Below are 12,515 nucleotides of genomic sequence, written 5' to 3'. Positions count from 1 at the left end.
TGGAAACAAATCAAAATACAGATTTTGTTTAATCTATTGTTCCTTTCTGTCTAAAAAGGTCAACACAAATCACTCCTCACAAAAGAGAGGAAAATTAACACCATTTTTCACAAGAAAAACGACTCTACAACTTTTTACTTTTTGTCTTCTGAAGTAGAGTAGAAAGATTCATTACCAAAAAGTTCATCGCAATTACCGTTTCCGAGGTCTCAGGTAGTTTGGCCATCACTCGACCAAGACTAAATTTCCTCTTTCCCTGTCCGAATTTACCCTCAATGGCATTACGCACTCTTTCATCTGAGCGTGCCTCTTTCTTTTTTTCTTTGCTCACCTCTTTCGGCGGTCTTCCCAATCGGGGACCACTCATTCTTATATCCCTTTCTTTACAATAAGCTCGATTCGCTTTTGTTCGATAGATTTTATCCACATGAACCGATTCCGGATAACATCCTGTTTCCCTTTTATATTCTTCTATTCGCGCTTGTAAATCTCCCGATTCGTTGTAATTATCCCAACTTAATTTGTCTAAGAAGACAAAGCCATTCACATTACTTGCCGATATTTTAGCTCCAAACTCTACTGCTTTTCCCGCTTTTCCACGCACTATTGGACGCACGTGAGGTTGGCTTACACTCACAATTCTGTTTTCTACTTTATTTGTCTTTTTTTCATACATTTCTAACTGTTGCTCATACACTTTTCCTATCGTTACAAGCTCTTCTTGCTCTTTTTTCGTTAGTTTTTCTAACTTTGCTCCCTCTTCTATCATTTTTTCTATATCAGACAAGTTTCTTTTTATATATCCTAGTTGTTTTTTTGTTCCTTTTCTTCTTTCTTTTTTTGACACACGACGTTTTTTTGCTATGGCTAAGTACTCTTTTCTTGCCACTTCCCTATAAGTCCTCGGCTTTTCTTTCCTTTTCTCTTTTATTTCTTCATACAGCTTATCTATTATTTTTTCTGTTTTTTCTCTGGCATCATTCAATATTCCTATATCCGTTGGATATTTTATATCTGCTGGTGTACAAGTCGCATCTAACAATAACTTTCCTTCATTTTCTTTTTTTTCTGACGCTACACCCGTCGCTTTTTTTTCTATTTCTTTATTAATTTTATTTATTAATTCCATTCCTATTTTTTTACGAAAATGAACCATCATTGACGCATTAAATGCTTCTTTGCTACTATAGCTTTCCATTCCTATAAAGTACTGTAAATAAGGGTTCTCTTTTATTTGTTCTACTGTTTCTCTGTCACTTTTTCCTGAAATTTCTTTGATAATTAATGCTCCTAATGCCATTCTAAATGATTTGGCTGGGGCTCCTTTTTTTTCTGTGAAGTTTTTTGCATATTCTTCCTCATATTCTTCCCAAAGAATCATTTTTGACATTTCTATCCAACGATTTTCTTCGTCTAACTGCCCGCCGAACAGATTTTTCAAGTTTTCTGGTGTTTCAATTGAGTACTGTTGCTTTCGGTACATCTGCTTTCTCTCTTCTTAATGCAATGGTTTTGAGGCATTCTACCCTATTTTCGTGCATTCTAGCGGTTCTTAATTCGCCTACTATTTTTCTCCGTAAAGGTTTCAGCTTTTTTCAGCAAGCCCTAAATTAGTAATAGAAGGGGATGAACTATACACAAAAGTTGGAAAAAATAAAGAAGCAAGTGCCTCTGAGGGGTGGACAATCGTTCTCATGGACAGGGCAAGCCGCTTTATTTGGCATTTAAAATGTGGTCGAAAAGAGCAGAAATTATTTCTAGAAGCAATGATGACGGTAGCGGAATTATTTGAAAGGAGTGCAGAATCTCTCCAGTTATTTACAGATGGAGAAAAGCGATATAGTCAACTGCTATTTGATATTTGTCACGAAGTATTAAGGACTGGAAAGCGAGGTCGTCCCACCAAAGTATTACCGAAGGGTATGGTGGTAAGACTAAAAAATAAGAGTAGTAAACGTCGAGATTCTGAGGGTAAACTCAAGAAAGTAGAAACTCCGAAACCAGAACATCCTGAGACAACAGAAAAACCAGAAGAAAAGGACGTCCATGCCAACCACGTTGAGGCATTTAATAGTGCTATCCGACGCTATTTATCTGCCTTTCGTCGTCGTACAAATACTTATGCTAAATCGGTTGTGGGATTACAGCGAGTCCTAGATATTTTCTGGATGGTTCATAACTTTGTTCGCAGCCATTTTACGACTAGAGAAGTTCCTGCTGTAGCTCTCGGTATAATTGAAAAAGGGTTAACTTGGGAGGACTTACTCCAAATTCGCCTGATTTCTTGAACCTCTCGTATTGCAACGTTTGTAGCTTCTAGCTAGACGATACCAGTGCCCTGGTAGAACACTTTGCCGAAATAGATGACCCTCGCATCGAACGAACAAAACGGCATAAACTCATTGATATTCTAACGATTGCCATCTTAGCCGTTATTTGTGGAGCAGAAGGTTGGGTAGCCATGGAAAGTTTCGGCAAGGCTAAACATCAATGGCTAAAAAAAATTTTGGAATTGCCGAATGGCATCCCCTCCCACGATACGTTTGCGCGTGTATTTGCTAGTCTGAATCCAGAGCAATTTCGGTTCTCCTGAACAAAGAGTGATAATTAAAGCTTATCATGAAAAGCAAGCTAAAAAACGATTTCGCATATTATCAAAGTTCATAAATCCATAAGCTTGACGCTTGATTAGTTTAAGACGATTATTGATGCCTTCCATTGCCCCATTCGTCGTTCGACTCAAAAAGTAGTTACAAATAGAGTCCAAATTCCTACGAATTGTGCTAATTACATCTGTATAAATGCTCTTTGCATTCTCTAACCATTCTGTAAATTTTAATCTTCCTTCTTCCTTATCATTTACTTTTTCATATATCTCTCTAAATGACTCTTTATATTCATACGCTTTACGCAAACGAGCAGATTGCTTTAACACCAATTCTAGTTTTTCTAACTCTTCCTCTTTTAGGTCTTCTTTATTTTTTAATAATAGCCACTTTTCTCCCTTGATTTTTACATTCAATTTTGTCTGTTTACGGATTTTATTCAATTCTTCATTCAACGCCTTCATTACATGAAATCTATCTGTTACAATTACTGCATTCGGAAATACTTTTTCTATTACTTTAGGAAATCCTCCCCACATATCTACACTCACTTGTTCTACTCCTTCCCTCACCTCTAATTCTTTCTCCATCAGCACTTCGATGATTTTATCTTGTTGATGACTATCTATCACTTCTATTAATTCTCCTTTCTCTATATCTCCTAACACTGTTACAAAATTCTGATGACCTTTTCGTTTCGCTATTTCATCCATCCCGAGGTGTTTTACTCCTTGCCAATCTTTTTTTTTAGCTTCACATTGACGTTGGTAAATTCCATTCACTTGATCCCATGATAGAGATTCCTCTCTACCTACTTGTTCCACACTGCTCACATTTACTCGTCCATAAATATATTCTTCATACCTCACTGTGTATTTCCTACGGGCTTCCATAAATTCTAGATTTTCTGTAAAAAACCTTTGACAATCTTTACAGTAAAATTTACGACGAGGGACTTTCAGATATACCATTTGACCAGAGATAGACAAGTCCCTTACTAATACACTGTTCGTCTGATGTAATTCATCCGTTAAGCTACCACAATAATTACATTTGACTTCTTCCTCTTGACAACTCAGTATTAAAAACGCTTGTTTTCCCTCTTGAATCACATTTCTTATGTTTACCTTTGGCAAATCTACCAGATTTTCTAGAAAAAATAACATTGATGCCATCCTCATATAGTGTATCTTATTATACATCTTCTACCGCAAAGCCAGAAGAACCCAATTTCAAGACTGTTTTCTGCATTGGGTCAAAAGTATAGCGGAGGTAAGTGAAGGGGAAGTGATAGCGATTGACGGCAAAACCCTTCGCCACTCCTATGATAATGCCAACGGAAAGGGCGCAATTCAGATGGTAAGTGCATGGGCAACAGCAAATCGTCTAGTACTAGGACAGTGCAAGGTGGAAAGCAAATCGAATGAAATCACGGCGATACCCAAACTCCTGAAAATGCTAGAGGTCAAAGGTTGTATCGTAACGATTGATGCCATGGGAACTCAGACAAAGATTGCCCAACAGATAGTAGGGCGAGGGGGCAGGGTAATCGCATCTTATTTGTTACAAAAAATACAGACAAAAAGAGAGAAATATAGTGTAAAAAAGAAGCAGTCATCTAAGAGAAGAAAAGGCTATTATTTAAAAAAAGTAAGTGAGTGAGGTCAAAGATGGCAAAAGGCTTCGGCGCAAGAGTTCTAACCCCACAACAAGAAAAAGAAGTCAAAATTATCAAAAGAAGCATACTGAAACATTTTCAGTGCCTAAAAGAACCGAGAACAGGGAGAAGGCAAGACCATAACTTAACAGCAATTGTCACCATAGGAATATTGGCAGTATTGTCAGGGGCAGATGGCTTCGTAGCAATTGAAGCCTATGGCAAAGCCAAACGAGAATGGCTAGAAATGTTTCTAGAGTTACCAAAGGGAATTCCCTCTCACGATACCTTTGGAAGAGTATTTGGAATGTTGGAAACAGAAGAACTAGAAAAAAGTTTTCTGAGCTGGATAAGCAGTCTAACGGAGAAAATGGACATAGAGCTGATACAGATAGATGGAAAAACGAAAAGAGGTTCTTATGATAGGGAAAAAGGACTAAATGCGTTACACAGCATAAGTGCGTGGAGTAGTGAGCGGGGACTGATGTTAGCGCAAAAGAAAGTAGATAGTAAATCTAATGAAATAAAAGCAGTCCCCTTGTTACTGAAGTTACTTAACATCAAGGGGGCAGTAGTAACCCTAGATGCAATGGGAACGCAGACAGAAATCGCAAAACAAATAAAGCAAGGTGAAGGTGACTATGTATTGGCTCTCAAAGGAAATCAGGGCAAACTTAATAAACAAGTTAGGGATTGGTTTAAACAAGCGGTCGCTCAGAACTGGCAAGGAATTGAATACAGTTATCATGAGAAGACAGAAAAAGGACATTACCGTTTAGAAACTCGTCAAGTCTGGACAGTGTCAATCAATCAGCTTTCCGCATTGCATCGCCAAAATCAGTGGGTCGGTTTAGCAACTGTTGTGATGGTTAAAAGTAAAACTCAATTCGGTCATAAAACAACAGAGACGTTTCGCTATTATATTAGCAGTCTTCCTACGGATGCCGAACGTCATAGCCATGTGATTCGTTCTCACTGGAGTATTGAAAATAGTCTGCATTGGGTTTTAGATGTCACTTTTAATGAGGATGCGAGTCGAGTGCGTCAAGGTAATGCGGCTGATAATTTGGGCTTGCTCCGTCGTTTAAGTATTAATTTGCTTAAACATGAGCCATCTCAAAAAAGCTTGAAGATGAAGCGTTATTTGGCGGCGATGGACAACAATTTTCTTCTACAGGTTTTAGCAGCTAGTTCACGGGAGTGATATTCATGAGTATATTTAGCTTCAAATAGGGCTTGCTGAAAAAGTCCACAAAACGAACCTAGATGCCACAGGGCGCGAAAAATGGTGACTTCAGAGCTCAGTTTCCAGTTTTACCTCACATTTTTCCAGCAAAGTGCATGGATTTTGAGCCTCCAAATGCCATAACCTTGCATCTGATCGTTTGTAAAATGCCTGAAAGTATTGTCTAGCCCGTATTCCGTACTAGTTTTGAAAAAATAAAAATAGATTCAAAAATGGCTACAGAATAGTTAAAATAAAAAAGCTAATAAACCCAAGAGAAAATGACCCAATTAAACGTTAAAAATCTCGACCATTTAGGAATAATCGCGGCGATAGTTGATGAACTAGGTCTAGTGGATTATATCAATGAACAACTAGGAGAAAATGACCGTGCTAAAATCAGTGCGGGTCTGGTAGTGAAAGCGATGATTCTCAATGGCTTAGGCTTTATCAACTCTCCTTTATATTTGTTCAGTCGTTTTTTTGAAGATAAACCAGTAGAACATCTTTTAGGAAAAGGAATAAAAGCCAGCGACCTGAATGATGACCGTTTAGGGAGAGTCTTAGATTTAATCTTTATGGCCGGCATCAGCCGTTTGTTTCTCGGAATTTGTCTAAAAGCCGTAGAAATCTTCAAAATAGTGATGAAAAGTTCCCATTTAGACTCCAGTTCATTATCGGTACAAGGGGAATATAAATTATCGGTGGAGAGAGAAGACAAAGAAAGCCAAATAATCCATATCACTCATGGCTATTCAAAGGATAAGCGACCAGACTTGAAACAATTTGTCTTGAATCTAGTCTGTTGGGGGGATGGCGACATTCCCGCTTTTCTCGAATTAGGAGATGGCAATCAAAGTGATAAAAAAGAGTTTGCTAAACTCTTGAAAAAGTTCAATGAGCAGTGGCAATTCGATGGTTTGTATATAGCAGATTCAGCCTTATACAGTGCCGATAACTTGCAAAAGTTAACCGGCATATACTGGTTATGTTCTGTGCCGAAAACGATTAGAGAAGTGCAGGATGCGGTCAGTCAATTAGCCTCGGAGCAATTCATCACAACTGATTTAGAGGGCTATCGTCTTACCTCCTTAGAAAGTGAATATGGGGGAGTCAAACAACGTTGGATAGTGGTAGATAGCGAGCAAAAAAAAGCTTTAGACCTCAAACAACTGACGAAGAAGACAGAGAAAGCAACGGCTCAAGCTCAAAGACAATTAGAACAATTACAGCGTCAGGAATTTGCTTGTCGGGAGGATGCTTTAACCGCCCTGAGCCGATGGGAGAAGAGTTTAGAATGGCATCTTCTTCAAGACCTAACTGTCGTCGAAAAATGTCATTACGGTCATCGAGGTAAACCCCGTCCCCATGAACAGCCCATTCGTCGTAGCTATCATGCCCAAGCCACTTTCAGCCTCAATAGTGCGAAAGTTCAAGCTTCAGAGCGGGCAGCAGGACGTTTTGTCTTGGCGACGAATCAGCTAGATGGAGACTCTTTGAGCGATGAGCAACTGCTTGTCCACTACAAGCAACAGCAAGGGGTAGAGCGAGGTTTTCGCTTCCTTAAAGACCCTCTGTTTTTGGCGTCCAGTGTTTTTCTCAAAACCCCTGAGCGGATTATGGCATTGAGTTTCATCATGGTGTTGTGTTTACTGGTGTACAGCTTGGGACAACGTAAACTGAGACTGGCTCTGGCAGAGCAGGAGGAGACTGTGCCTAATCAGTTGGGAAAGCCGACTCAGCGTCCGACACTGCGTTGGATTTTTCAGATGTTGAGAGGAGTTCATTGGGTTGTACTGGATAATTGTCCCCAAATAATCAATCTAACGCTTGAGCGAGAGAGGATTTTGCGCTTTTTTGGGGCTACTACTTGTCAGTATTATCTTTTGTCATAATGACTTTTCTTATTTTCTTTGTTCTTTTTTTATGTACGGAATGTGGGTTTTATCATTTGATTTATCATTTTCTGTGTACCATAAAGTAACGGGTCTTTGGGTAAAGGCTTCCACTACCATCATTATTTTACCCCCCAATTTACTCTTTTCTTCTTTACTTATTTTCATATTTTTCCCTATCTGCTCTAGCGTTTAGCCATCTGCTATCCACACTGCACTAAACTTTTCTCTTATTTTTTCCCATTTTTCTCCTACTTGGAGCTTCTTCCCTTTTTCGGCTGCTTTTTCTAACACTCCTTTTAGTAATATTGCAAATATTTCGGCTGGCACATTCATCATTCTTTTTGATACTGCCTGTTTGCTTACTTTTAATGATGCTACCCATAGCAATCCCTCTTCCTCTAACAGTCTTACCGCTTCACTTATACCCGCTATTTGACGATACACTATACTTAACACTAATGCCACCATTACTGGTAAATTTAACACCCTATCTCTCATCATTTTCTCATGAGTTCCCTGTAAATATTTTAATGGTGTAAACATTGTGGGTTCTAGTAATTCAAACAACTCTTTTGTTATTTCAGGGATTTCTACCCCTGGCTGATTTGTCTTACGACGTAAGTCTGGGTTTCCTTTTCTCCGAGGATGTTGTCTTGCCATTTGTTTTTTGCTCACTTTTTTATATACTAACCTTTTTTTCAGCCTACTCTTACTTCCGCCTGCTTTTAGGCTAATCTTTTGTGAGTAGGCATTTTGGCTTAAGTTGACACCAATGGTCAGCAACCTGCAAACAAACTTGATCAGGGTGTGACCTTTAGTTGATGAAGGAAAAGAAAAGTGTTAACATGAGATGAAAAGTGACAAAGAGGAAACAATGATGACAGCAAAACTAATTAATGTAGAGGGTTCAAAGATAAAAATAGAACTAACATTAGAACTCAGTCGTTCAATGTTGGATACAGAAATAAATATTCAAAAAGGCTTAAACGAAGTAGGTTGCATCGCCAGCAAAGAAGCCTTGAAATATTTAGATACAGATGGTTCACCCTTAAAAATCGGTGAAGAAATCTGGAAGAGTAAGGGAGAGCAACCGAAAGAATATCAAACACCTTATGGTGAGGTTATAGTGAATCGTCATGTATATCAGCGTTCACCTTTGAGGAAAAACGTATTGCCCCTTAGAAAGAGAAGCAAGGATAATCATAACATCAACGCCATTATTGGCAAAACAGGTATCCTCAAAAATGTCAGGGATGGCAGGCAAAGAGGTGAAAAATGATTTATTAGAAAATCATGGTAGAAAAGTAGCGCTATCCTATATCCAAAGATTGAGTGAAGCAGTAGGAAGTGTGGTACAGGCAAAAGAAGAAGCGTGGAGTTATGCCCCGCCCAAGGAGGATAGCCAAATTGCAACAGTGGGAATAGGATTAGATGGAACCTGTATGCTGATGTGTGAGGATGGCTACCGTGAAGCAATGGTGGGAACCGTTTCCCTATACGATAGTGAAGGCGAACGTCAACATACAATCTATCTAGGTGCGGCACCAGAGTATGGAAAAAAGAGTTTTCTAGAAAGATTAGAAAGAGAAATTGAGCGAGCGAAAAACCGTTATCCAGAGGCAACATTGGTCGGGATAGCAGACGGGGCAGAATCAAATTGGAAGTTTTTAGAAAAGCAAACGGAAGAACAGATATTAGATTTCTATCATGCCTCTGGTTACTTAGGTGCCTTGGCAGAAGCGTTGCATCCGAATACCGTGTCAAAACAAAAAGAATGGTTGACTGAAAATTGTCGAGAACTCAAGCATGAAAAAGGAAAAGCAGGAGAACTGCTAAATCTGATGAAAGAAGTCAAAGAAGAAAAAAGTCATTCTAAGAATCTTACCGAGAAACTACAAGCAGCGATTACTTATTACGAGAATCATCAGCATCAAATGGATTATGCTGAATACTTAGGGCTTGCTGAAAAAGTCAAAAAACGAAAGAAATGTGGGTTAGGGAAGTATGGACTGAAAAAGCATAGATAACTTATCCTTATGGAAACAAATCAAAATACAGATTTTGTTTAATCTATTGTTCCTTTCTGTCTAAAAAGGTCAACACAAATCACTCCTCACAAAAGAGAGGAAAATTAACACCATTTTTCACAAGAAAAACGACTCTACAACTTTTTACTTTTTGTCTTCTGAAGTAGAGTAGAAAGATTCATTACCAAAAAGTTCATCGCAATTACCGTTTCCGAGGTCTCAGGTAGTTTGGCCATCACTCGACCAAGACTAAATTTCCTCTTTCCCTGTCCGAATTTACCCTCAATGGCATTACGCACTCTTTCATCTGAGCGTGCCTCTTTCTTTTTTTCTTTGCTCACCTCTTTCGGCGGTCTTCCCAATCGGGGACCACTCATTCTTATATCCCTTTCTTTACAATAAGCTCGATTCGCTTTTGTTCGATAGATTTTATCCACATGAACCGATTCCGGATAACATCCTGTTTCCCTTTTATATTCTTCTATTCGCGCTTGTAAATCTCCCGATTCGTTGTAATTATCCCAACTTAATTTGTCTAAGAAGACAAAGCCATTCACATTACTTGCCGATATTTTAGCTCCAAACTCTACTGCTTTTCCCGCTTTTCCACGCACTATTGGACGCACGTGAGGTTGGCTTACACTCACAATTCTGTTTTCTACTTTATTTGTCTTTTTTTCATACATTTCTAACTGTTGCTCATACACTTTTCCTATCGTTACAAGCTCTTCTTGCTCTTTTTTCGTTAGTTTTTCTAACTTTGCTCCCTCTTCTATCATTTTTTCTATATCAGACAAGTTTCTTTTTATATATCCTAGTTGTTTTTTTGTTCCTTTTCTTCTTTCTTTTTTTGACACACGACGTTTTTTTGCTATGGCTAAGTACTCTTTTCTTGCCACTTCCCTATAAGTCCTCGGCTTTTCTTTCCTTTTCTCTTTTATTTCTTCATACAGCTTATCTATTATTTTTTCTGTTTTTTCTCTGGCATCATTCAATATTCCTATATCCGTTGGATATTTTATATCTGCTGGTGTACAAGTCGCATCTAACAATAACTTTCCTTCATTTTCTTTTTTTTCTGACGCTACACCCGTCGCTTTTTTTTCTATTTCTTTATTAATTTTATTTATTAATTCCATTCCTATTTTTTTACGAAAATGAACCATCATTGACGCATTAAATGCTTCTTTGCTACTATAGCTTTCCATTCCTATAAAGTACTGTAAATAAGGGTTCTCTTTTATTTGTTCTACTGTTTCTCTGTCACTTTTTCCTGAAATTTCTTTGATAATTAATGCTCCTAATGCCATTCTAAATGATTTGGCTGGGGCTCCTTTTTTTTCTGTGAAGTTTTTTGCATATTCTTCCTCATATTCTTCCCAAAGAATCATTTTTGACATTTCTATCCAACGATTTTCTTCGTCTAACTGCCCGCCGAACAGATTTTTCAAGTTTTCTGGTGTTTCAATTGAGTACTGTTGCTTTCGGTACATCTGCTTTCTCTCTTCTTAATGCAATGGTTTTGAGGCATTCTACCCTATTTTCGTGCATTCTAGCGGTTCTTAATTCGCCTACTATTTTTCTCCGTAAAGGTTTCAGCTTTTTTCAGCAAGCCCTACTTAGAGAAAAAGTATCCGATTGGTTCAGGTGTTACGGAAGCAGCTTGTAAGACGTTGGTCAAACAACGATTATGTTGTTCAGGGATGCGATGGAAGGAAAAAGGAGCAGGAATTATTTTGAGCCTACGAGCTTTGGTATTGACCAAGGAACGATGGAGTCAATTTTGGGCAAAACTTGATCAATATGGGTTCCCTGTAGAACCCTGATTACAACAGCTTTTATCAACTAAAGGTCGCACCCCCTTGATCAATCACTAAATAGAGCATTACGCTGATTCTACATATTGATACAAAACCCCTTGACCGTAAGCACTTCAAGGCTTTTGTATCTTGGACTACATTCTGAATTTGGAATTGCTGCTACCCAAAGAGGATTAAATCCGCTAGGATATATTAGCCTTATGCTGTTTAGGAAATTTAGACAGTTATTATCATCATGAGCAATCTCCAAGAAAAAATCGAGCAAGAATTGAAACACGCCAGAGAGGTTTGCAGTACAGACGGATCGAATGCGGCAGAATGTGCGACCGCCTGGGATATCGTCGAAGAATTACAAGCCGAAGCTGCTCACCAACGAGTAAGTCATCCTGAGCAAAACTCCCTTGAGAAATATTGTGCCGATAACCCAGATGCGGCGGAATGTCGTCTCTATGAAGATTAAACTTACGGTTGTTTAACCTGGTTGAGCAATCTTTGTCATTGTCCTCTTTTCTAAAGCAGTGCAGATTATTTTAAAATTTCCACTGCTTTTTGAGGCTATTTGAAAACACTCGTCAGTTTTTTGTCTATCTTTCTCCACTTTTAAATTATATATTTTCTTATTTTATGGATAAACTCTGGTTCCGTCCTTTAGTCTGGCTGGATTACCGACTGGCGGTTCTCTTTGCGGTTATTATACCCACTATTTTAATTATTTGGTCTCTCGCTAAAAGTTCGGAGGCGATCGAACGGTTACTCATTATTTATTGGCGAGTTGCCAGCCTCTTAATGATTACGATCTATTTTATGATCCCTAGTTGGCCGATCGCCTTTGTGACCGGTTTTGCTGCCAAGATTTTAATTCCCCTTTCTCTATGGTTTTGGGTAGATCTCAATGATGAGATTAAGGATTTACCCCCCACTTTTTTAAAGTTTGTCACCACGACCTGGCGTTGGGCTATGACCATTTACTGTGGAATCGGGGTTGTGATGATTATGCCCTTTTTAGCCTGTGCTTTTGGTTCTCAAGCTCTAGATAAGTCCTTTTGTGAAGTGTGGTTTCAAGCTCCCTGGCGTTATAAAGAATTGATGCACGCCAATGCTTCCCCAGGCTTCTTAGGCTTTTTAGGGGTGCTGGGATTGATAACGTATGTTTTATATTTTCTCTATTTTCTCGTTTTTCGTCTAGGTAAACAAGGACGCTCGGCCCTCGAACAGTGAATCAGTTACCTTTAGCTATTAATCGTTTGGAACAATATACCCTGCGTCATCCTGGGGAAGTTTT

At 38.6% G+C, this 12,515-nt stretch carries 10 protein-coding genes and 5 pseudogenes; 10 read left to right on the top strand and 5 right to left on the bottom strand.

From position 1 onward, the window contains the following. Positions 1-145: 145 nt before the first annotated feature. A pseudogene (locus KA717_27525) lies at positions 146-1,483 on the bottom strand (IS5 family transposase). 211 nt (positions 1,484-1,694) lie between these two features. Between KA717_27525 and KA717_27520 the strand changes: the two are divergent. Beyond that, complete coding sequence (locus KA717_27520) at positions 1,695-2,288, top strand: hypothetical protein (protein ID UXE59510.1); 594 nt, start codon at positions 1,695-1,697, stop codon at positions 2,286-2,288. Between the two features lie 50 nt (positions 2,289-2,338). Then, positions 2,339-2,575 (top strand): annotated as a pseudogene (locus KA717_27515) (ISAs1 family transposase). Between the two features lie 42 nt (positions 2,576-2,617). On the opposite strand, the gene KA717_27510 reads toward KA717_27515, so the two are convergent. Further along, a complete protein-coding gene (locus KA717_27510) occupies positions 2,618-3,772 on the bottom strand; it encodes an ISL3 family transposase (GenBank protein ID UXE59509.1) in 1,155 nt (384 codons plus the stop codon). A gap of 61 nt (positions 3,773-3,833) precedes the next feature. On the opposite strand from KA717_27510, the pseudogene KA717_27505 reads away from it, so the two are divergent. The 3 genes and pseudogenes from KA717_27505 (at position 3,834) to KA717_27495 (ending at position 7,383) form a co-directional block, all read left to right on the top strand. Next, positions 3,834-4,268, top strand: a pseudogene (locus KA717_27505) (ISAs1 family transposase). An 8-nt stretch (positions 4,269-4,276) separates the two neighbouring features. Then, the gene (locus KA717_27500) at positions 4,277-5,467 is read left to right on the top strand and encodes an ISAs1 family transposase (protein UXE59508.1); all 1,191 of its coding nucleotides are present in this window, start codon (positions 4,277-4,279) and stop codon (positions 5,465-5,467) included. A gap of 302 nt (positions 5,468-5,769) precedes the next feature. Beyond that, entirely contained in the window at positions 5,770-7,383 is a 1,614-nt protein-coding gene (locus tag KA717_27495) for an IS1634 family transposase (GenBank protein ID UXE59507.1), read from the top strand. A 9-nt stretch (positions 7,384-7,392) separates the two neighbouring features. Here the strand turns inward: KA717_27495 and KA717_27490 are convergent, their stop codons facing one another. Continuing rightward, positions 7,393-7,551, bottom strand: a complete 159-nt coding sequence (locus KA717_27490) for a hypothetical protein (GenBank protein UXE59506.1) — start codon at positions 7,549-7,551, stop codon at positions 7,393-7,395. 24 nt (positions 7,552-7,575) lie between these two features. Further along, positions 7,576-8,061, bottom strand: a complete 486-nt coding sequence (locus KA717_27485) for a hypothetical protein (GenBank protein UXE59505.1) — start codon at positions 8,059-8,061, stop codon at positions 7,576-7,578. Between the two features lie 175 nt (positions 8,062-8,236). Here KA717_27485 and KA717_27480 point away from each other — a divergent pair, with 175 nt between their 5' ends. Next, positions 8,237-8,665, top strand: a complete 429-nt coding sequence (locus tag KA717_27480) for a hypothetical protein (protein ID UXE59504.1) — start codon at positions 8,237-8,239, stop codon at positions 8,663-8,665. Then, on the top strand, positions 8,631-9,413 hold the full coding sequence (locus KA717_27475; GenBank protein UXE59503.1) for a hypothetical protein: 783 nt from the start codon (positions 8,631-8,633) through the stop codon (positions 9,411-9,413). The genes KA717_27480 and KA717_27475 overlap by 35 nt, the downstream gene beginning before the upstream one ends. Before the next feature lie 155 nt (positions 9,414-9,568). Here KA717_27475 and KA717_27470 read toward each other — a convergent pair. Next, positions 9,569-10,906 (bottom strand): annotated as a pseudogene (locus tag KA717_27470) (IS5 family transposase). 141 nt (positions 10,907-11,047) lie between these two features. On the opposite strand from KA717_27470, the pseudogene KA717_27465 reads away from it, so the two are divergent. The 3 genes and pseudogenes from KA717_27465 (at position 11,048) to KA717_27455 (ending at position 12,451) form a co-directional block, all read left to right on the top strand. Continuing rightward, positions 11,048-11,239, top strand: a pseudogene (locus KA717_27465) (ISKra4 family transposase). A gap of 229 nt (positions 11,240-11,468) precedes the next feature. Beyond that, a complete protein-coding gene (locus KA717_27460) occupies positions 11,469-11,693 on the top strand; it encodes a Calvin cycle protein CP12 (protein ID UXE59502.1) in 225 nt (74 codons plus the stop codon). A 164-nt stretch (positions 11,694-11,857) separates the two neighbouring features. Then, on the top strand, positions 11,858-12,451 hold the full coding sequence (locus KA717_27455; protein UXE59501.1) for a DUF3177 family protein: 594 nt from the start codon (positions 11,858-11,860) through the stop codon (positions 12,449-12,451). The last annotated feature ends 64 nt before the right edge of the window (positions 12,452-12,515 follow it).

It is taken from the genome of Woronichinia naegeliana WA131 (assembly GCA_025370055.1).
In the GTDB taxonomy this organism is placed as follows: Bacteria; Cyanobacteriota; Cyanobacteriia; order Cyanobacteriales; family Microcystaceae; genus Woronichinia; species Woronichinia naegeliana.
The sequence above is the reverse complement of the archived record's forward strand: the minus strand, read 5'-3'. Positions and strand labels throughout refer to the sequence as shown.